At 69.2% G+C, this 20,548-nt stretch carries 18 protein-coding genes and 2 tRNA genes; 2 read left to right on the forward strand and 18 right to left on the reverse strand.

Going from position 1 to position 20,548, the window contains the following annotated elements:
* Positions 1 to 27 precede the first annotated feature (27 nt).
* Complete coding sequence (gene rlmB / locus PO78_RS11675) at positions 28 to 783, reverse strand: 23S rRNA (guanosine(2251)-2'-O)-methyltransferase RlmB (RefSeq protein ID WP_043743886.1); 756 nt, start codon at positions 781 to 783, stop codon at positions 28 to 30.
* On the reverse strand, positions 776 to 3,943 hold the full coding sequence (rnr, locus tag PO78_RS11680; protein ID WP_231570700.1) for a ribonuclease R: 3,168 nt from the start codon (positions 3,941 to 3,943) through the stop codon (positions 776 to 778). Before rnr ends, rlmB begins: the two co-directional genes overlap by 8 nt.
* 39 nt (positions 3,944 to 3,982) lie before the next feature.
* Here rnr and PO78_RS11685 point away from each other — a divergent pair.
* Together PO78_RS11685 and PO78_RS11690 are read left to right on the forward strand one after the other, a co-directional pair.
* Positions 3,983 to 4,067, forward strand: a tRNA-Leu gene (locus tag PO78_RS11685).
* A gap of 374 nt (positions 4,068 to 4,441) precedes the next feature.
* A tRNA-Leu gene (locus PO78_RS11690) sits at positions 4,442 to 4,526 on the forward strand.
* 299 nt (positions 4,527 to 4,825) lie between these two features.
* Here the strand turns inward: PO78_RS11690 and PO78_RS11695 are convergent.
* From PO78_RS11695 to ndk, 16 genes are all read right to left on the reverse strand, one after another.
* Positions 4,826 to 6,136 carry an adenylosuccinate synthase gene (locus PO78_RS11695; protein WP_004322299.1) on the reverse strand — a complete coding sequence of 437 codons (1,311 nt, stop codon included), beginning with the start codon at positions 6,134 to 6,136 and terminating at the stop codon, positions 4,826 to 4,828.
* Between the two features lie 4 nt (positions 6,137 to 6,140).
* Entirely contained in the window at positions 6,141 to 7,298 is a 1,158-nt protein-coding gene (locus tag PO78_RS11700; protein ID WP_004322297.1) for an ATP phosphoribosyltransferase regulatory subunit, read from the reverse strand.
* A gap of 7 nt (positions 7,299 to 7,305) precedes the next feature.
* Entirely contained in the window at positions 7,306 to 7,491 is a 186-nt protein-coding gene (locus tag PO78_RS11705; protein ID WP_012585932.1) for a DUF2065 domain-containing protein, read from the reverse strand.
* 7 nt (positions 7,492 to 7,498) lie between these two features.
* Positions 7,499 to 8,380 (reverse strand): protease modulator HflC, encoded by an 882-nt coding sequence (hflC, locus tag PO78_RS11710; RefSeq protein WP_004322293.1) that lies wholly within the window; start codon positions 8,378 to 8,380, stop codon positions 7,499 to 7,501.
* Entirely contained in the window at positions 8,380 to 9,681 is a 1,302-nt protein-coding gene (gene hflK, locus PO78_RS11715) for an FtsH protease activity modulator HflK (protein WP_004322291.1), read from the reverse strand. Before hflK ends, hflC begins: the two co-directional genes overlap by 1 nt.
* A gap of 14 nt (positions 9,682 to 9,695) precedes the next feature.
* On the reverse strand, positions 9,696 to 10,853 hold the full coding sequence (gene hflX, locus PO78_RS11720) for a ribosome rescue GTPase HflX (RefSeq protein ID WP_004322289.1): 1,158 nt from the start codon (positions 10,851 to 10,853) through the stop codon (positions 9,696 to 9,698).
* Between the two features lie 54 nt (positions 10,854 to 10,907).
* Positions 10,908 to 11,144: an RNA chaperone Hfq gene (gene hfq / locus PO78_RS11725; RefSeq protein WP_004322287.1), complete on the reverse strand. Its 237-nt coding sequence runs from the start codon at positions 11,142 to 11,144 to the stop codon at positions 10,908 to 10,910.
* Between the two features lie 114 nt (positions 11,145 to 11,258).
* Positions 11,259 to 12,587 (reverse strand): ribosome biogenesis GTPase Der, encoded by a 1,329-nt coding sequence (der, locus tag PO78_RS11730; RefSeq protein ID WP_004322285.1) that lies wholly within the window; start codon positions 12,585 to 12,587, stop codon positions 11,259 to 11,261.
* Between the two features lie 13 nt (positions 12,588 to 12,600).
* Positions 12,601 to 13,743: an outer membrane protein assembly factor BamB gene (gene bamB / locus PO78_RS11735; protein WP_004322283.1), complete on the reverse strand. Its 1,143-nt coding sequence runs from the start codon at positions 13,741 to 13,743 to the stop codon at positions 12,601 to 12,603.
* 3 nt (positions 13,744 to 13,746) lie between these two features.
* A complete protein-coding gene (locus PO78_RS11740; protein ID WP_171047751.1) occupies positions 13,747 to 14,391 on the reverse strand; it encodes a tetratricopeptide repeat protein in 645 nt (214 codons plus the stop codon).
* Between the two features lie 2 nt (positions 14,392 to 14,393).
* A complete protein-coding gene (gene hisS, locus PO78_RS11745) occupies positions 14,394 to 15,689 on the reverse strand; it encodes a histidine--tRNA ligase (protein ID WP_004327075.1) in 1,296 nt (431 codons plus the stop codon).
* Between the two features lie 59 nt (positions 15,690 to 15,748).
* On the reverse strand, positions 15,749 to 17,008 hold the full coding sequence (ispG, locus tag PO78_RS11750) for a flavodoxin-dependent (E)-4-hydroxy-3-methylbut-2-enyl-diphosphate synthase (RefSeq protein ID WP_004327074.1): 1,260 nt from the start codon (positions 17,006 to 17,008) through the stop codon (positions 15,749 to 15,751).
* 10 nt (positions 17,009 to 17,018) lie between these two features.
* The gene (locus PO78_RS11755) at positions 17,019 to 17,987 is read right to left on the reverse strand and encodes a RodZ domain-containing protein (RefSeq protein ID WP_012585937.1); all 969 of its coding nucleotides are present in this window, start codon (positions 17,985 to 17,987) and stop codon (positions 17,019 to 17,021) included.
* A gap of 5 nt (positions 17,988 to 17,992) precedes the next feature.
* A complete protein-coding gene (pilW, locus tag PO78_RS11760) occupies positions 17,993 to 18,793 on the reverse strand; it encodes a type IV pilus biogenesis/stability protein PilW (RefSeq protein ID WP_004321726.1) in 801 nt (266 codons plus the stop codon).
* The gene (rlmN, locus tag PO78_RS11765) at positions 18,790 to 19,938 is read right to left on the reverse strand and encodes a 23S rRNA (adenine(2503)-C(2))-methyltransferase RlmN (protein ID WP_004321723.1); all 1,149 of its coding nucleotides are present in this window, start codon (positions 19,936 to 19,938) and stop codon (positions 18,790 to 18,792) included. Before rlmN ends, pilW begins: the two co-directional genes overlap by 4 nt.
* Positions 19,939 to 20,070: 132 nt before the next feature.
* Complete coding sequence (gene ndk, locus PO78_RS11770) at positions 20,071 to 20,496, reverse strand: nucleoside-diphosphate kinase (RefSeq protein ID WP_004321721.1); 426 nt, start codon at positions 20,494 to 20,496, stop codon at positions 20,071 to 20,073.
* Positions 20,497 to 20,548 lie beyond the last annotated feature (52 nt).

Here is a 20,548-nt window from a genome sequence, read left to right on the forward strand (position 1 = left end):
AAGGGGCAGGCCGGGACCACCACAGCTTCAGGAGCCGCGCTGGCGCCTGGCCTCGAACAGGCAGATGCCGCTGGCGACGGACACGTTGAGGCTCTCGACGCTGCCGTGCATCGGGATGCGCGCGAGCTCGTCGCAGGTCTCGCGGGTGAGGCGGCGCAGGCCGTCGCCCTCGGCGCCGAGCACCCAGGCGACGGGGACCTTCTGGTCGACCCCGTAGAGGGTCTTCTCGGCCTCGCCGGCGGCGCCGACGACCCACACGCCGGCGTCCTGCATCTCGCGCAGCGCGCGCGAGAGATTGGTGACGGTAATGTAGGGCACGGTGTCGGCGGCGCCGCTGGCGACCTTGACGGCGGTGGCGTTGAGACCCACCGCGCGATCCTTGGGCGCGACCACGGCGTGGGCGCCGGCAGCATCGGCCACGCGCAGGCAGGCGCCGAGGTTGTGCGGATCCTGCACGCCGTCGAGGACGAGGATGAGCGCGTTCTCGTCGAGGCTGTCGAGCACGTCGGCGAGCTTGATCTCGCGCCGGGTGGCGTCGACCTTGGCGACCACCCCCTGGTGGCGGCGGGTCCCGACGAGGGCGTCGAGCTTGTCGCCCTCGCTCTGGGTGATGCGTACGCCGGCACTCTCGGCCTGGGCGAGGAACTTGCGCACGCGCGCGTCCTTGCGATCGGCGGTGAGGAAGATCTCGAGCACCGAGTCGGGCGCGTGGCGCAGCTTGGCGGAGACGGCGTGGAAGCCGTAGATCAGCCGGGTGGGTGTGTTTTCGGGTGCTTTAGCCACGGTCGGAGCCCTTTGTGGTGGTCTTGCGGCCGGCACGTCGGGCCGGTACCGGGGGCGCGGATTCTAGCGCCTCGGCGGCGGACGCGGCGGGGACTTCGGTCGCGGTGCCGGCGACGGCCTTCTTCGCGCGCTTGCCGCGTGTCTTGGGCGCGGCGGGCGGAGCCGCATCCGGCGTAACCTCGAGCACCGGTGCGACGACGACCTCGGCGACCGTTGCGATCGCAGCCTTCTTCGCACGCTTGCCGCGCGCCTTGGGCGCGACAGGTTCCGCGGCGGCGGGCACAGGCTCGATCGCCGGCGCAGCCACGACCTCGGCCACCTGCCCGGCGACCACCTTCTTCGCGCGCTTGCCGCGCGCCTTGGGCGCGGCGGGCTCCGCTGCGGCAGCCGTGGTCTCGACCGCCGGCGCGACGGGCACCTCCGCGACCACTTCGGGCGCAGCCTTCTTCGCCCGCTTGCCGCGCGCCTTGGGCGCGGCGGGCTCCGCTGCGGCAGCCGTGGACTCGACCGCCGGCGCGACGGGCACCTCCGCAAGCGCTTCGGGTGCGGCCTTCTTCGTCCGCTTGCCGCGCACCTTGGGCGCGGCGGGCTCCGCTGCGGCAGGCACAGCCTCGACCACCGGCGCAGGTGTGGCCTCGACCCTCTCCTCCACCTCAGCCTTCTTGCTGCGCGGCTTGCGCGCCTTCTTCCCTTCCACGGGCACGACCTCCGCGGCCACCACTTCGGCGACCTTCGGCGGGGCCTTGGCCTCGACCGGGAGCGGCCCCTCGATGAGGCGGAAGTCGATCTTGTTGGTGGCCATATCCACCCGCACGAGCTGCACCTTGACCCGGTCGGACAGGCGGAACTGCTTGCCGGTGCGCTCACCCATGAGGGCATGGCGGGTCTCGTCGTAGTGGAAGTAATCGCTGCCGAGGTCGGAGATGTGCAGCAGCCCCTCGATGAAGATGTCGTCGAGCGCCACGAAGAGACCGAAAGGCACCACCGCCGACACGCTGCCAACGAACTCCTCGCCGACGCGGTCCTGCATGAAGTAGCACTTGAGGAAGGCGACCACGTCGCGGGTGGCGTCGTCGGCGCGGCGCTCGGTCATCGAGCAGTGCAGGCCGATCTGCTCCCAGTCGCCGGGGCGGTACTGCTCGCCGGCGAGCGCGGCCTTGATGCCGCGGTGGATCAGCAGGTCGGGATAGCGCCGGATCGGTGAGGTGAAGTGGGTATAGGACTCGTAGGCGAGGCCGAAGTGGCCGACGTTGTCCGGGCTGTACATCGCCTGCTTGAGCGAACGCAGCATGACGGTCTGCAACAATTGGGCGTCGGGGCGGTCCTTGACCTGCTCGAGCAGCCTGGCGAAGTCGGCGGCGCGCGGCTCGTCGCCGCCGCCGAGGCCGAGGCCGAACTCCTTGAGGAACTCGCGCAGCTTGGCGAGCTTGTCCTCGGAGGGCGAGTCGTGGACGCGGTACAACGCCGGGTGCTCGCGCGTGGCGAGGAAGTCGGAGGCGCACACGTTGGCGGCGAGCATGCACTCCTCGATCAGGCGGTGGGCATCGTTGCGCACCTCGGGGACGATCTGCGCGATCTTGCCGTTATCGTCGAAGATCATGCGCGTCTCGGTGGTCTCGAAGTCAATCGCGCCGCGCTTCGCGCGCGCCTTGAGCAGCACGCGGAAGAGCTGGTCGAGCTGCTCGAGGTGGGGGAGCAGCGCGGCAAGTTCGGCGCGCACGGCCGGGTCCTTGTCGTACAGGGACGCCGCAACCTTCGTGTAGGTCAGGCGCGCGTGCGACCAGATCACCGCGGGGTAGAAGCGGTAGTTCCTGATCTCGCCGGTGGCCGCGATGTTCATGTCGGCGACCATGGCCAGGCGCTCGACCTGCGGGTTGAGCGAGCACAGGCCGTTGGAGAGCTTCTCGGGCAGCATCGGGATGACGCGGCGCGGGAAGTACACCGAGTTGCCGCGATCGAAGGCATCCTTGTCGAGCGCGCTGGCGGCATCGACGTAGTGCGAGACGTCGGCGATGGCGACGATGAGGCGGTAACCCTTGCCCTGGCGCTCGCAATACACCGCGTCGTCGAAGTCCTTGGCGGTCTCGCCGTCGATGGTGACCAACGGCAACTTGGTGAGGTCCTCGCGGCCGGCCCAGTCCTTCTTGCGCACCACGTCGGGCAGCTTGCGCGTCTGCGCCTTGGCCTCGGAGGAGAACTCGAAGGGCAGGTCGTGCTTGCGCAGCGCGATCTCGATCTCCATGCCGGGGTCGGCGTAGTTGCCCAGCACCTCGACGATGCGCCCGATCGGCTGGGCGAACTTGGTGGGCTGCTCGACCAGCTCGACGGTGACGATCTGGCCTGGCTCGGGCTTCTTGCGCCCGCCCGGGGCGACCAGGATGTCCTGCGCCAGGCGGCGGTTCTCGGGCACGACGATCATCACGCCGTGCTCGTTGATGACACGACCGACGACGCGGGAGTTGGCGCGCTCGAGCACCTCGACCAGCTTGCCCTCGGGACGGCCGCGGCGGTCCGTGCCGGAGATGCGCACCATGACGCGGTCGCCGTGCAGCACCTCGCGCATCTCCTTGGGACCGAGAAAGACGTCGGGCTCGCCGTCATCGCGGCGCAGGAAGCCGAAGCCGTCGGGGTGGCCCTCGACGCGCCCCTTGATGAGGTCGGCCTTGGCCGGCAGCAGGTAGGCGTCGCGGCGGTTGCGCACGACCTGGCCGTCGCGCTCCATCGCGCGCAGGCGACGGTCGAAGAAGTCGAGCTCGTGCGGGGCGATGTCGAGCGCGCCGGCGAGCTCGGCGAGGGGCATCGGCACGCCGCGCTCGGCGAGGATCTGCAGCACGTATTCGCGGCTGGGGAGCGGGTTGTCGTACTGCTGCGTCTCACGCTCGTAGAAGGGGTCGGCGAGACGGACGGCGCTGGCCTGCACGGCTGCCGCCTTGCGCGCGGCCCGACTGCGGCCAGGGCCGCGCGCCGGGGAGCCGGTGTGCCGAGTGCTGCCTTGGGCGGCGGGTTCGGGCGCGGCGTGCGCGGCAAGTGTGCCGCGCCCGGCCTTGCGCCCGGGCGGGTTGGCGCGCGGCGCAATCTCGCCCTGCTGCGGCGCGGCCTGCGTTCTGCGGGAGGGGGCGCCGGAGCGCTGCTGATCGGTTTTTTTCGTTTTGCGAGTCATTGACAATCTTCTTTGCGTGCTTATAATGCGCGTCTTCTTGCCCAGATGGCGGAATTGGTAGACGCACTAGTTTCAGGTACTAGCGCCGCGAGGCGTGGAGGTTCGAGTCCTCTTCTGGGCACCAGTTTCACGGGAAAGCCGCTCTTCGGAGCGGCTTTTTTGTTTTTGCGCCGTGTTGACGCGGACAAATGCGGCGCACTGGAGGACGCGCGGTGCAGGCTGCATTCGCAGGTCGCGACTTGCGTCCTTGCGGCGGCTCCCACGATGACCTGCGCACAATCGCCGCACGGCGCGGGATCCACGGACACTGCTGCGGGCCGTCCGCAGGAACGATCCGAGTCGCGAGCGGGCGTCGAGTGGGAACACATGCTGGGCGGGATCGAGGTGCCGGCATCGCGAGTCAAAGGCAGCCCCTTCGCTCGGCGACGGAAGGATGCGCCCGATGATGCAAAAAAAACCTTTGCGGAAGTTAAGGCCTTTGCTATTATGCGCCTCCCTGCCCAGATGGCGGAATTGGTAGACGCACTAGTTTCAGGTACTAGCGCTGCGAGGCGTGGAGGTTCGAGTCCTCTTCTGGGCACCAGTTTCACAGGAAAGCCGCTCTTCGGAGCGGCTTTTTTGCGTTTGTGCCATCGTCGCGCGAAGGAAGGTGCGCCATGCGGGCCGGACACGAGGATCGCGACTTGCGTCGCCCCTATGAAAAACGGCGCGGAATTCGCGAACGCTGCGGATGGCGCAACATTCGCGGACGGCGCGGGTTGGCCCCGTGCAGGAACGACTCGAGTCGCGATCGAGCGTCGTGCTGGAATCGCGCGGGGGGTGCATTGACCCCCGGCGGGCGCGGCGGCCGCGGAGTGCGGCCGCACAGGGTGCTGCGGATGCTCAGGCGCCAAAGGGATGGCGGCGGAGGATGGTTTCGTCGCGCTCGGGACCGGTCGAAATGACGTCGATCGGGATCTCGCAGATCTCCTCGATGCGGTGCAGGTAGGTGCGCGCCTCCTGCGGCAGGGCGTCCCAGCTCTGCGCGCCAAACGTGGTGCCGCTCCAGCCTTTCAGGGTCTCGTAGATCGGCTCGCAGCGCGTGACCTCCTCCGAACCCATCGGCAGCAGGTCGATGCGCCTGCCGTCGAGCATGTAGCCGGTACACAGCTTGAGCTCTTCGAGACCGTCGAGCACGTCGAGCTTGGTGATGCACAGGCCGGTCACGCCGTTGATGATGATCGAGCGCTTGAGCGCGGCGAGATCGAGCCAGCCGCAGCGGCGCTTGCGGCCGGTGACGGTGCCGAACTCGCGGCCCTTGGTCGACATCTGCTCGCCGGGCACGCCCTTGGTCTCGATGTCGAGTTCGGTCGGGAAGGGCCCGCCGCCGACGCGGGTGCAATAGGCCTTCGTGATGCCGAGCACGTAATGCAGGCGGCCGGGGCCGACGCCCGAGCCCGCCGCGGCCTGCCCGGCCACGCAGTTGCTCGAGGTGACGAAGGGGTAGGTGCCGTGGTCGATGTCGAGCAGGGTGCCCTGCGCGCCTTCGAACAGCAGCGAGCCGCCCGACTTGTTGATCGCGTAGAGCTCGGCCGAGACATCGGCGACCATCGGCAGCAGCTCGTCGGCGTCGGCCATGGCCTGGTCGAACACGGTCTGGAAATCGACCGGCTCGGCGCCGAGGTGTCGGGTGAGCACGAAGTTGTGGTACTCGAGGTTGGCCTTCAGCTTGGCGGCGAAGCGCTCGCGGTCGAAGAGGTCGTACACGCGCAGCGCACGGCGGGCGACCTTGTCCTCGTAGGTGGGGCCGATGCCCTTGCCGGTGGTGCCGATCTTGTCGCCGGCGGACTTGGCGGCCTCGCGCGCACGATCGAGCGCGGCGTGGTAACCGAGGATCAGCGGACAGCCCGGGCTCACGCGCAGGCGGTCGCGCACCTTGATGCCGCCGGCTTCCAGCGTGCGGATCTCGGACAACAGGTGGTGCGCATCGAGCACCACACCGTTGCCGATGAAGCAGGCCACGCCTTCGCGGACGATGCCCGAGGGCACCAGGTTCAGCTTGTATTCGGTCTTGCCGACGACCAGCGTGTGACCGGCGTTGTGGCCACCCTGGAACCGCACCACGCCCTTGGCGTGGTCGGTGAGCCAGTCGACGATCTTGCCCTTGCCTTCATCACCCCACTGGGTGCCGACGACGACGACGTTTTTTGCCATTTCCTTACTCTCCCTGTAACGGCACGACCGCCCAGCGATCGCCCCGCTTCACCAGTTGCCGGTCGCAGCCGGCTTCGTTCCAAGTTCCTTCGTGTCCCGGCAGCGCCACCATCACGATCTCGCCACGTGCGCGCAGCGCGGAGACCTCGGAGGTCAGCCCCGCGTCGTCGTCCGGCGGCGCCAGCACCGCGCCCGCCGGCGCCGCCGGGGTGGGCAGGTGCCAGGCGAGTTCGCGCAGGTCGAGGCTGAAGCCGGTGGCCGGCCGTGCGCGCCCGAACGCCTGGCCGACGCGGTCGTAGCGGCCGCCGAGGGCGAGCGCGGCGGGCGATTCGGCGCCGTAGGCGGCGAACACGATGCCGCTGTGATAGTGGTAGCCGCGCAGGTCGGCGAGATCGAAGCTCACCGGGAGGTCGCCCAGCGCGTCGGCGAGTTGGCGCAGTTCGGCAAGCGGGCCGGCGATCTCGGCATCCTGCGGCAGTCGTGCGGCGGCCTCTGCGAGCACCTCGGGGCCGCCGTAGAGTTCGGGCAGTGCCAGCAGCGCGCTGCGCGCCGGCTCGGAGACGTCGGCGAGCATGCGGCGCAGCTCGGGCACGTCCTTCGCCTGCAACAGGTCGAAGAGCTCTTCCTCGCGGCCCGGCACCAGCCCTGCGCGCGCGGCGAGCGCATGGAAGAGTCCGACATGGCCGATGTCGATGCGCGAGGCAGGCACTTCGGCGAGGCGCAGCACCTCGGCGAGCAGGCGCAGGATCTCGACGTCGGCCTCGATGCCGGCATGGCCGTAGAGCTCAGCGCCGAGCTGCAGCGGCTCGCGCGTGCCGGTGAGCGTGGACGGCAGGGTGTGCAGCACGCTGCCGCAATAACACAAGCGCGACACGCCGCGGCGGTTGAGAAGGTGGGCGTCGATGCGGGTGACCTGCGGAGTCATGTCGGCACGCACGCCCATGCTGCGGCCGGAGAGCTGGTCGACCAGCTTGAAGGTGCGCAGCTCGAGGTCCTTGCCGGCGCCGGTGGTGAGCGAGTCGAGGTATTCGAGCAGCGGCGGCATCACGAGCTGATAGCCGCGCAGCCGGAAGGCGTCGAGCAGGCGGCGGCGCAGGCTCTCCAGCCGGTGGGCGTCGGACGGCAGGGCGTCCTGGATGTGGTCGGGCAGTACCCAGCGCATGGCGATGTCAGAGAACGATGAAAAGCATTGCGAGCCCCGCCAGCATGGAACTCAGACCGATGAAGCGGATCTGGCCGTCGGCCATGCTGGCGAGGCGAAGGAAGGTCTCGCGCCATGCGGCGGGCGCGATGAAGGGCAACAGGCCTTCGACGATCAGCATCAGCGCGAAGGCCGTGAGGAGCGAGCTTGCCATGAAGACGTCAGTTGCGCGGCGCGCCTCCGGCATCCTTCATGAAACGGAAGAAATCCGAGCTCGGATCGACCACCAGCACGTCGTCCTTGCCCGAGAAACTCGCGCGGTAGGCCTCGAGGCTGCGGTAGAAGGAGTAGAACTCGCGGTCCTTGCCGAAGGCTTCGGCGTAGATGGCGGTAGCCTTCGCGTCGCCCGCACCCTTGACCTCCTGCGCACTGCGGTAAGCCTCGGCGATGATCACCTCGCGCTGACGGTCGGCGTCGGCGCGGATGCGTTCGGCCTCCGCGGCACCCAGCGAGCGCAACTCGTTGGCGACGCGCTTGCGCTCGGCCTCCATGCGACGATAGACCGACTCCGAGACCTCGTTGGGCAGGTCGACCCGCTTCAGGCGCACATCGACGATCTGCACGCCGATGGTGCGGGCGTCGCGGTCCGCGCGCTCGCGCATCTGCTCCATGATGCGGTCGCGCTCGCCGGAGACGACGTCGTGCACGGTACGGCGGCCGAACTCCTCGCGCAGACCGGCGTTGACCGTCTGCGTCAGGCGGGTGCGCGCACGCGCCTCGTCGCCGGCCACCGACTCGTAGTACAGGCGCGGGTCGACGATGCGCCACTTGACGAAGTGGTCGACCAGCACGTTCTTCTTCTCGGAGGTGATGAAACGCTCGGGTTCGGGCGTGTCCATCGTCAGGATGCGCTTGTCGAAGTAGCGCACGTTCTGGATGAAAGGCAGCTTGGCGTTGAGGCCGGGCTCGGAGATGACCTCCTTGACCTCGCCGAGCTGGAAGACGATCGCATACTGGCGCTGGTCGACGGTGAACAGCGACATCGAGGCGATCACGACGAGCAGCAGCAGCGTGCCGCCGATCAGGGACATCTTGTCACGCATCAACGTACTCCCCGCTCACGACTGAACATTCCATCCCGGTTGCGCGGATCGAAGGACGGCACCGGAGCGTTGGCCGCGAGGCCCGCGGCCGACTGCGAGTCGGGAGGCGCCGCCGCGGCGGGCTTGGCGCCCGTCTGCTGCATCAGCTTGTCGAGCGGCAGCATCAGCAGGTTGCCGTTGCCCTTCGCGTCGACCATCACCTTGGAGGTGCTGGACATGACCTGCTGCATGGTGTCGAGATACAGGCGCTCGCGGGTGACCTCCGGTGCGCGGTTGTATTCTGCGAACACCTGGCTGAAGCGGCTCGCCTCGCCCTCGGCATTGGCGACCACGCGCTCGCGGTAGGCGTTGGCTTCCTCGACCAGGCGCGAAGCGGTACCGCGGGCCCGCGGCACGACGTCGTTGGCGTAGGCCTCGCCCTCGTTCTTCTGGCGCTCGCGGTCCTGCCCGGCCTTGACCGCGTCGTCGAACGCAGCCTGGACCTGCTCGGGCGGCTGGGCGTTCTGCATGGTGACGCGGCTGACCTGGATGCCGGTCTCGTAGCGGTCGAGGATGCGCTGCATGAGCTCGTGCGCGGTGGTCGCGATCTCCTCGCGGCCCTCGTAAAGCACGAAGTCCATGCGGCTCTTGCCGACGATTTCGCGCATCGCGGTCTCCGCGGCCTGCGCCACGGCCTCGTCGGGGAAACGGTTGTTGAAGATGTAGTTCTCCGGGCTGTTGAGGACGTACTGAACGGCGAACTGGATATTGATGATGTTCTCGTCGTCGGTGAGCATCAGCGATTCGCGCAGCACCTTGTTGCGCTCGGAACCGCGATAGCCCACCTCGACCGTGCGCACGCCCGTGAGGTCGACGATCTCGTGGGTCTCGAAGGGTGCGGGCAGGCGCCAGCGCAGGCCGGGCTCGGTGGTGGCGACGTACTCGCCGAGGCGCAGCACCACGGCGCGCTGGTTGGCGTCCACCGTGTACAGGCCGCTCGCCAGCCAGACCACCAGCACCAGCGCCGCAAGGACGCCGAAGCCGCCACGGAACTGCTTGAAGGAGAAGCCGGGGAGCTCGGGGCGGTTGCCGCCACCATTGCCGCCGCCGAAGCCGCCGCCACGCCCGGGGCGTTTGCCGCCGAACATGCCGGAAAGGCGCTGGTTGAAGTCGCGCCAGACCTCCTCGAGGTCGGGCGGCCCCTGGTTGCCACCGCGATTGCGATCGCCGCGCTGGTCGTCGTTGCGGTTGTCGTCGCCGCGATTGCCGTCTTCGCGGTCGCCGCCGCCTTGGCCACCCCAGCGTGGGTCGTTCAGTGACATGAGAATGCCTGTTATCACGTTTCTTGTCGTCGCTCGTCATCCCGACCGGCGGGCCGGTCGGCGTTGTCACCAAAGGTCTGCCGAGCTACTTCGGCAAGCGCGTCGCGAAGCAGATCGAGGCCTTCCCCGGTTCGGGCGCTCAAAAAAATGCGCCTGATGGTACCACAGTCCCCCCTCTCGACCGCCGCAGCGGCGCGGGTGAGGTCGATCTTGTTCCACACCAGGATCTGCGGCACGTCGGCCGCGCCGATCTCGGCGAGAACCTGGTTCACCGCCCCGATCTGCGCATCGCGGTCCTCGCTCGCCGAGTCGACGACGTGCAACAGCAGGTCGGCCTGCGCCGTTTCCTCGAGAGTGGCCTGGAAGGCCGCCACGAGGGCGTGCGGAAGGTCGCGGATGAAGCCGACGGTGTCCGACAGCACAACGCTCGCACCTGCCCCCTCGCCGCCGACGTACAACCTGCGCGAGGTGGTGTCGAGGGTGGCGAAGAGCTGGTCCGCCGCGTAGGCGCCCGCCTTGGTCAGCGCGTTGAACAGCGTCGACTTGCCCGCATTGGTGTAACCGACGAGAGAGACAGACAGAACGTCGCGGCGTTCCCGAGCGCGCCGACGAACCTTGCGCTGCTTCTCGATCTGGGCGAGCCGGGATTTGAGCATCTTGACCCGGTTGCCGAGCAGGCGGCGGTCCGTCTCGAGCTGCTTCTCGCCCGGGCCGCGCAGGCCGATGCCGCCCTTCTGGCGCTCGAGGTGGGTCCAGCCGCGCACGAGGCGGGTCGCCAGGTGCTCGAGCTGGGCGAGTTCGACCTGCAGCTTGCCTTCGTGGCTGCGCGCGCGCTGCGCGAAGATGTCGAGGATCAGCGCGGTGCGGTCGATGACCATGCACTGCAGTTCGCGCTCGAGGTTGCGCTGCTGCCCGGGCGACAAGGCATGGTTGAAGATGACGATGTCGGCGCCGTAGGCGCGCAGCGCCTCGCCGATCTCCTGCACCTTGCCGCTGCCGGCGAAGAGCTTGGAGTCGGGCGCGGCGCGGCGGCCTTGCACGACCGCTTCGACGCTCGCGCCGGCGCTGAGGACGAGCAGCTTCAGCTCGGACAGGCGCTCGTCGATCGCGCCCTGCCCGAGGTCGAGCTGCACGAGGACCGCACGCTCACCGGAGGCGGGACGTTCAAACACGACGCGCGCCTCCCGCAGCCGGCAGACGCCGGCCGCGCCGGGTGGACCGCGGCCTCAGTTGGCACCCTCTTCCTGCTGGATGACGACCGGGCGGGCGGGCACGACGGTGGAGATCGCGTGCTTGTAGACCATCTGGGTGACGGTGTTCTTGAGCAGCACGACGTATTGGTCGAAGGACTCGATCTGGCCCTGCAGCTTGATGCCGTTGACCAGGTAGATCGACACGGGAATGTGTTCGCGACGAAGGGTGTTCAGGAAGGGGTCCTGGAGGAGTTGCCCTTTGTTGCTCATTGTGGAACCTCTTTATATTGTGTTTATAAGAATATTGCAGACACGTTGTGCACTGCCGCATGGCAGTATGCAACGAAATCCAGGCGTGGAAACGGGTTCTTTCGCGAAAAATGCTCAGGTCCGCGTCGCGTAAGGATTGTGCGTGGTGCGGAACTGGATGCGCAAGGGCGTGCCCTTGAGGTCGAAGGCATCCATGAAACAGCGCTCCAGGTAGCGCACATACGACTGCGGGATGTCGTCCAGCGCGTTGCCGTGGATGACGATCACCGGAGGGTTCATGCCGCCCTGGTGGGCGTAGCGCATCTTCGGGCGCGCCAGCCCGTGGCGCGGTGGCGCCTGGCGCGCGACCGCCTGCTGCAGCGCACGCGTCAGCCGCGGCGTGGCGAGGTTGGCGGTGGCCGCGGCATAGGCGGCATCCACCGACTTCAGCAGCCCTGCGATGCCCTCGGCCTTGAGCGCGGAGATCTGGTGGAAGCGCGCGAACGAGAGGAAGGCCAGCTTGCGCGCGATGTCGGCCCTGAGACGATCGCGGCGGTAGTCGTCGACCGCATCCCACTTGTTGATCGCCACCACCAGCGCGCGCCCGGCCTCGAGCGCGAAGCCGGCGATGTGGGCGTCCTGGTCGGAGATGTCCTGCGCGGCATCGAGCACCAGCACGACGACGTTGCACTCCTGCACGGCCTGCAGGGTCTTGATGACGGAGAACTTCTCCACCGCCTCGAAGACCTTGCCGCGGCGGCGCAGGCCGGCGGTGTCGATCAGGGTGTAGCGCTTGCCACCGCGCTCGAAGGGGATCGCGATGGCGTCGCGGGTGGTACCCGGCATGTCGAAGGCGATGACGCGCTCTTCGCCGAGCAGGGTGTTCACCAAGGTGGATTTGCCGACGTTGGGACGACCGACGATGGCGACCTTGGGGCCCTCGTCGTCGGAGTGCTCCTTCTCGTCGTCGGCCGGGAAGGGCGCGAGCACGAGCTCGACCAACTGCTTGACGCCGTCGCCGTGCGCCGCCGAGACCGGCAGCGGATCGCCGAGGCCGAGCGCATGGAAGTCGGCGGCGACCATCGCGCGGTCGATACCCTCGGCCTTGTTGACGACCACATGCACCGGCCGCCCGGCACGGCGCAGGCGCGCGGCGATGTTCTCGTCGTGCGGGGTGCGCCCGGCGCGGCCGTCGACCAGGAACAGCAGCACGTCGGCCTCGGCGATGGCCTGCTCGGCCTGGCGCGCCATCTCGTGCATGATGCCGTCCTTGGCCACGGGGTCGAAGCCGGCGGTATCGACGACCAGATAGTCGCGGTCGCCGACGCGGCCGATGCCGTAGTGGCGGTCGCGGGTGAGGCCGGGCTGGTCGGCGACGAGCGCGTCGCGGGTGCGCGTCAGGCGGTTGAACAGGGTCGACTTGCCGACATTGGGCCGGCCGACCAGAACGATGGTGGGTTTCACTGGCTACCGTACCTCAGCGTACTTCGTACGCGGTGATGTCGCCGCCGGCGCCCTGCACCACGAAACCGCGGCGCAGCGGGACCGGATCGGCCACGATCGGATCACTGCCGGCGCGCTCGCGCGCGGCGAAGGCGCCGGTCTCGCGCGAGAGCGCATGCACATAGCCCTCGAGGTCGCCGACGATCACGTAGTCGCCGACGATCAGAGGACGGGAGACGTGGCGGCGCGCGAGCGCGTCCTGCTTCCACACGCTGGCGCCGCTGCCGGCGTCGAGCGCATGGACCGCATCGCGGTCGTCGGTGATGAGCGCGAAGCGCGCGTCGCGGTCCATGCCGACGCTGCTGGAGAACTCGCGCGACCAGATCGCGTTGCCGTTCGAGGTGTCGAAGCAGGCGGCGCGGCCCTGATAGGCGACCGCGCAGACCTCGCGACGCCCGACCACCGGCATGCCGGCCACGTCGGCGACGCGTTCGAGTTCGGTCGCTCCGCGCGGCACGGCGACGTTGAGCTCGGTGATCGCGCCGCCATTGGCAGCGTTGATCACGGCGAGCTTGCCGCCAGGGAAGCCGGCGAGCACGACCGGGCCTTCGAGGACCACGCCGGCGAAGCTGCGCAGCGCGAGCGGCGGGTTGTTGCGCTGGTACACCCAGCGCCGGCTGCCGTCGCGCGCGCTGAGCGCGATCAGGCGGTTGTCGGAGGCGCGCACGATCACCAGCTCGAGGCTGACCGCGGGCGGCGCCAGCACCTCGGCGCCGATCGGCGCGCGCCAGCGCTCGCTGCCGTTGTCGGTGTCGAGGGCGATCACCGTGCCGTCGGTGGCGACCACCACCGCGAGGCGGCCATCGGTGCCGACCCCGGAGGAGAGTTCGCTGCCGGTATCGATCCGCCACACCGTGCGGCCGTCCTCGAAGCGCGCGACCTCGCCCTCGTTGCCGGCGGCGTACACGCTGTCGCTCCACACCGCGGGCTGGAAGCGGTAGTGTTCGGCCTCGCCGATGTTCGCCTGCCATTTGGCCACGAGCTGCGCGCCGGGCTTGAAGTCGACCAGCGGCGCGGGCTTGGGTGCGGAGCTGGCGAAGGGGTTGAGCGAGGAGCAGCCCGCGGCGAGCAGCGCGGCGACGAGCAGCGGGACGAGACGCAGCGAGGGGGTTTTCATCGCTCAGGCTCCGAGGGATTCGAGTTTGACGCGGACGACTTCGCGCAACGTGACCGCATCGTCACCGACGGCGGCGAGCGCGTCGATCGCGGCCTGGTAGGCGGCGCGCGCCTCCGCGACCTTGCCTTGGGCGGCGAGCACGTCGCCGCGCAGGTCGTCGAAGCGCGCCTTGTAGGCGGCCGAGGGCGCGGCCTGCAGGCGGGCGAGCGCGGCGTCGAGTTCGCCCGCCTGCAGCAGCACCGCCGCCAGACGCAGGCGTGCGAGCTCGCGCAGCGCGGGGTCGCTGCCCTTGTCGGCCGCCCACTCGAGCTGCGCGCGCGCGTTGGCGAGGTCGCCGGACTCGAACTGCATCGCCGCCGACAGCAGCGCGCCGAGTTGGGCGCCTACACTGCCGCCGTGCTCGCTCACCAGGCGACCGGCCGCCTCGCGGGCCTTCTGCGGCTCGTTCTTCTCCACCGCCTGCTGCACCGCGTAGTACAGCGCACCGGCCTCGCCGGCATTGCGGCTCTGGTACCAGTTCCAGGCCTGCCAGCCCACCGAGGCGAGCGCCGCCACCACCGCGAGGGTGACGACGAAGTTGCCGTACTGCGCCCACCACGCCTTGAGTTCGGAAATCTGTTCCTGCTCTTCGAGATCGTAGACCGCCATCATCAAACCTCTTCGTCTTCTTCTTCGGGGAACATCAGCGCGGCCATCGCCTCGACCAGGTCGTCGATCGCCACGCGCTGCTGGGCGCCCGCGACGCGCAGGGGCTTGAGGCCGACCTCCCCCGCCGCGGCCTCGTCCTCTCCGATCACGATCGCCACCGGCGCCTCGCTGGCGTCGGCCTTCTTCATCTGCGACTTGAAGCTGCCGCCACCGCAATGCATCAGCACCGCGAAGCCGTGCTCGCGCAAGGTCTCGGCGGCGCGGAAACCGAGGCGCTGCGCGGCCTCGCCCACGCTCACCACATACACGTCGGGTACCGGACGCTCGGCCTCGCCACCGCAGGCCTGCCACAGCAGCAGCAGGCGCTCGATGCCGATCGCGAAGCCCGCGGCCGGCTGCGGCTTGCCGCCGAGCTGCTCGAACAGGCCGTCGTAGCGCCCGCCGGCGCAGATCGTGCCCTGCGCGCCCAGGCGCGTGGTGACCCACTCGAACACCGTGCGGTTGTAGTAGTCCAGGCCGCGCACCAGGCGGTGGTTGATGCGATACGGGATGCCGGCGTCCTTGAGGAAGACCTGCACCGCCTCGAAGTGCGCCTTCGATTCGTCGCCGAGATAGTCGGCGAGCCTGGGCGCGGCTTCGACGATCGCCTGCAGTTCGGGATTCTTGGTGTCGAGGATGCGCAGCGGGTTGGTGTACAGGCGGCGCTTGCCGTCCTCGTCGAGCTTGTCCTGATGCTGCTCGAGGTGGGCGATCAGCGCGGCGCGGTGCTGCGCGCGCTCCTCGGGCGAGCCGAGCGAGTTGATCTCGAGCGCGACATCCTCCAGGCCGAGGTCCTCCCACAGCCGCGCGCACATCAGGATCAGCTCGGCGTCGGTATCGGCTCCGGCGAAGCCGAGTGCCTCCACGCCGATCTGGTGGAACTGGCGGTAGCGGCCCTTCTGCGGACGCTCGTGGCGGAACATCGGGCCGTAGTAGTACAACCGCTGCGGGCCGCCCGCGGGGATCAGGTTGTGCTGGATCGCGGCGCGCACGCAGGAGGCCGTGCCTTCGGGGCGCAGCGTGAGGTGCTCGCCGTTGAGCGCGTCCTCGAAGGAGTACATCTCCTTCTCGACGATGTCGGTGACCTCGCCGATGGCGCGCTTGAACAGCGGCGTCGGCTCGACCAGCGGCATGCGGATCGGGCGGTAACCGTAGCTCTGCAGCCAGTCGCGCACGATGTCTTCGAAGTATTCCCAGGTTTCGGCGTCGGCCGGCAGGATGTCGTTCATCCCGCGCACGGCCTGCAAGGTCTGGCTCATGTGGTTCTTTTCGGTTGTGCCGCGCGCTCGCGCGCGACGGTCGTTGTTCGTTGCGGCGCTCAGGCGCCCTTCTTCACGTAGCGGGTGGCGACGTAATCGTCGACGAGCGCCTTGAACTCTGCAGCGATGTTGTCGCCGCGCAGGGTGACGACCTTCTCGCCGTCGACAAACACCGGCGCCGCCGGGGTTTCGCCGGTGCCCGGCAGCGAGATGCCGATGTTGGCGTGCTTGCTCTCGCCCGGGCCGTTGACCACGCAGCCCATCACTGCCAGCGTCATGTTCTCGACGCCGTCGTACTGTTCGCGCCACACCGGCATCTGCGCGCGCACGTAGTCCTGGATACCGGAGGCGAGCTCCTGGAAGAAGGTGCTGGTGGTGCGGCCGCAGCCCGGGCAGGCAGTCACCATGGGGGTGAAGGCGCGCAGGCCCATGGTCTGCAGGATCTCCTGCGCGACCACGACCTCCTGGGTGCGGCTGCCGCCCGGCTCGGGGGTGAGCGAGATGCGGATGGTGTCGCCGATGCCTTCCTGCAGCAGCACGGCGAGCGCGGCGGTGGAGCCGACGATGCCCTTGCTGCCCATGCCGGCCTCGGTGAGGCCCAGATGCAGCGCGTAGTCGCTGCGCCGGGCGAGATCGCGGTACACCGCGATCAGGTCCTGCACGCTGGAAACCTTGGCCGACAGGATGATGCGCTCGCGGCCGAGGCCGTATTCCTCGGCCTTGGCCGCGGATTCGAGCGCCGAGACGACGAGCGCCTCGCGCATCACCGCGCCGGCGTCGCGCGGCTCGGCACGCTTGGCGTTGGCGTCCATGATGCGGGCAAGGACCGACTGGTCGAGGCTGCCCCAGTTCACGCCGATGCGCACCGGCTTGTCGTAGCGGCAGGCAAGCTCGACGATCGCGGCGAACTGCGGGTCGCGCTTGCGGCCGGCGCCGACGTTGCCCGGGTTGATGCGCAGCTTGGCGAGCGCCTCGGCGCACGCCGGGAAGTCGGTGAGCAGCTTGTGGCCGTTGTAGTGGAAGTCGCCGACCAGCGGCACGTCCATGTTGAGCGCGAGCAGGCGGTCGCGGATCTTCGGCACCGCCGCCGCCGCGGCCTCGTTGTTGACCGTGATGCGCACGATCTCGGAGCCGGCGCGGGCGAGCTCGGCGACCTGCATCGCGGTGGCGAGCACGTCGGCCGTGTCGGTATTGGTCATCGACTGCACGACGACCGGGGCTTCGCCGCCGATCCTCACCTTGCCGACGCGCACCTGATGGGTGCGATGACGGGCGAGCGGGCGGGCTTCGATCGGCTGGAGTTCGTGTCGGGGATTCATGGCGTTCGGATCAGGGAAGCGTCAGGCGGGCGACGGAGCCGCGGGTGTGGGCTGCGAGATCGACCGCCTTGCCGTCCTGCTCGAGCACGACGTTGGCGGAGTTGCCCACCACCAGGCGGAAGGGCGGCGTGCCCTGGACCACCCGACTGCTGCCGGCACGGTTGGTGCCGGAGTGCAGGATGGTGCCGCTGGCGTCGCGCACCTCGATCCAGGAGTCGCCGCCGAAGCGGAAGCTGAGGCGGTTGCCGCCGGCACCTTCCTCGGCGACGGGGGTGGCCGCCTGGGCCGGCGACTGCACCACGGGAGACACGATGGCCGAGGCTGAGGCCGGGGGCGTTGCGCTCGCCGGCGCGGCGAGCGGGGTCACCGGGACGCCTGCACCCACCGCAGCGGGAATCGCCACCGGGCTGGCGTGCGGCGCCGCGGGCGCGCTCGCCTCCAGCGGAGCGGGCGTGGCCACCGGCTCGCTCGTGGCCGGCGCGGCGCCGCCACCCTCGGTGGGCGCGGGCATGAAGGCGGGCGCAGGCTCGGTCTGCAGTTCGAGCCCGGGCAGGGGCTCGGTGCGGAACCAGTCGAAGTACCAGCCCACGCCGAGCAAGACCAGCAACAAGGCCACGACGACCCCAGCCGGGAAGCTGCCGCGACGCCCGCCGCCACCGGCGGGCAGGTCGCCATCGGCATTGCGGATCGGCGACAGGTCGGGCTGCCCGGCGCCGGCCAGGTGCTCGATGCCATCGAGCAGCGGCGTCGCGTCGAGTCCGAGGTAACGCGCGTAGTTGCGCGCGAAACCACGCACGAAGGCCATGCCCGGGAGCGCGGCGAAGTCGTCGTTTTCCAGCGCCTCGATCTGGCGCGGGCTCAGCTTGATGGCGAAAGCGGCCTCGTGCACCGACTCGCCACGCGCCTCGCGCGCCCGGCGCAGGCGGGCGCCGGGCGAGGCGGCGGACTCGGCGCCAAGTGCAAGGTGGTCGGACTGCATGCTGCTCACTCGAACTTCCCTTGATTCATCGATTTGAACTCCTCCGATTCGGCGAAGCGGCTGCGCAACTGGGCAGCATAGCTCGCCTCGGCGTCGGCGTTGCCGAGGCGGCGCTCGGTGCGCAGGCCCAACCAGGCCGAAGCCGCGCTCGGTCCGTGCGCCTGGTGCAGCCGGATCAGCTCGCTGCGCGCCTGCTCGTAGCGACCGCCGCGATAGGCGATGTCCGCGAGCAGGTAGAGTGCCTGCGCGTTCTCCGGGTCGGCCTGCACCGCGCGCTGGAATTGCGCCTCGGCTGCAGCCTCCTCGCCGAGGCGCAGATGGCACAGGCCCGCGTTGGTGAGCGGGCGCGTCTGGTGGCGGTAATACGGGTTGCGCGCCGCGAGCGCGAGGTACTCGAGGCCTGCGCGCTCCTGGCCCTGAGAGCACAGGAACCAGCCGTAGCTGTTGTTGAAGTCGGGGTCACCCGGTGCCTCGCGCAGCGCACGCTCGAAGTTCTCGCGCGCGGCGGCGTGCTCCTCGACGGACATGTAGGCCAGCCCGAGCAGGTGGTAGGCCGGGGCGTAGGACGGGCTGTCGGCGAGCGCGATCTTCGCCTCGTCGAGCGCGACGTCGTAGCGCCCCACCTCGAAGTAGGCCATGCCGAGCTCCACATGCACGCGTGCGCGCGCATCGGCCGGCGTCGCCGGGTTGGTGTCGGACATCGGCCGGCTGATCGAGGACGACCCGGCGGGTACGCCGGGCGCACCCGCGCAGCCGCCGAGCACGAGCGCCACCGCCAGCACGACCGGTGCCAGTGTCGATTTCATCGCATGTTCTCCCTCGCCTGGTGCAGGCGCACGGTACGCCGCGTCCTGTCCTGGACCTGGCCGGCGAGCTGGCCGCACGCAGCGTCGACATCGTCGCCACGCGTCTTGCGCGTGGTGGTCACGATACCGGCGTCGATCAGGATACCGGCAAAACGCCGGATACGCTCCGCGGGCGAGCGCTGGAAGCCGGAGTCCGGGAAGGGGTTGAACGGGATCAGGTTGAACTTGCACGGCGTGTCGCGCACCAGCGCGACGAGTTCGCGAGCGTGCGCGTCGCTGTCGTTGACGCCTTCGAGCATCACGTACTCGAAGGTGACGAAGTCGCGCGGCGCGCGCTCGAGGTAGCGCTGGCAGGCGGCCATGAGCTCGCGCAGCGGGTACTTCTGATTGATCGGCACGAGGCGGTCGCGCAGCGCGTCGTTGGACGCATGCAGCGACACCGCCAGCGCCACCGGACATTCGTCGCGCAGGCGGTCCATCGCCGGCACGATGCCCGAGGTCGACACCGTGACCCGGCGGCGCGACAGGCCGTAGGCGTGGTCGTCCAGCATGAGGCGCAGCGCGGTGACGACGTTGTCGAAGTTGGCGAGCGGCTCGCCCATGCCCATCATCACCACGTTGCTGATGATGCGGCCGTTGTCCTTCTCGCCGGCCTCGAGGTCCGTGGCGTGCTCCTCGGCGTCGGCCCGCGCCGCGCCGAGCAGCTTGTTGGCCAGCCAGAGCTGGCCGATGATTTCCGCGGCCGACAGGTTGCGGTTGAAGCCCTGCTTGCCGGTGGAGCAGAACGCGCAGTCGAGCGCGCAGCCCGCCTGCGAGGACACGCACAGCGTGCCGCGGCTGGTCTCGGGAATGAACACGGTCTCGACCGCGTTGGCGTTGCCCACGTCGAGCAGCCACTTGCGCGTGCCGTCGGCCGAGATCGAGTCGCGCACCGGCACCGGCGGGCGGATCACGGCGAGGTCCTTCAGCTTCGCGCGCAGGGACTTGGCGACGTCGGTCATGGCGTCGAAGTCGTCGCAGCCCTCGTGATGCATCCAGCGCATCACCTGGCGGGCGCGGAACGGCTTCTCGCCCAGCCCGGCGAACCAGGCGACGAGGCCGTCTACGTCGAAATCGAGCAGATTGACCGGATTGGGAGTGCTCATGCCTGAAACTTCACCTCTCGGGAGCGGAGGCCCGCGATGACGGGCCGACCGTAATGCAAACGGCCCGCTCACGCCGCGCGCGGTGCGGGAGGCACCGCGAAGCGTGCGCGACGGGCCGCTGGTACGGACCGCTCAGCGCGAGTAAACGTTCATGCCCGGGAAGAAGAAAGCCACTTCCACGGCAGCGGTCTCGGGGGCGTCGGAGCCGTGCACGGCGTTGGCGTCGATCGACTCGGCGAAGTCGGCGCGGATGGTGCCCTTGTCGGCCTTCTTCGGGTCAGTGGCGCCCATCAGCTCGCGGTTCTTGGCGATGGCGTTCTCGCCTTCCAGGCACTGGATCATCACCGGGCCGGAGGTCATGAAGGAGACCAGATCCTTGAAGAAGGGGCGCTCCTTGTGCACGGCGTAGAACTGGCCGGCTTCCTGCTCGGACAGGTGCACCATCCTGGCGGCGATGATCTTGAGGCCGGCGGCTTCGAAGCGGGCGTAGATCTGGCCGATCACGTTCTTGGCGACGGCGTCGGGCTTGATGATGGAGAGGGTGCGTTCGATTGCCATGGAAAGACTCCGGGACGGTGTGTGGAAAAAAGCGCGAAATTTTAGCAGGTTT

Source organism: Thauera sp. SWB20 (genome assembly GCF_000831325.1).
Classification (GTDB): domain Bacteria; phylum Pseudomonadota; class Gammaproteobacteria; order Burkholderiales; family Rhodocyclaceae; genus Thauera; species Thauera aminoaromatica.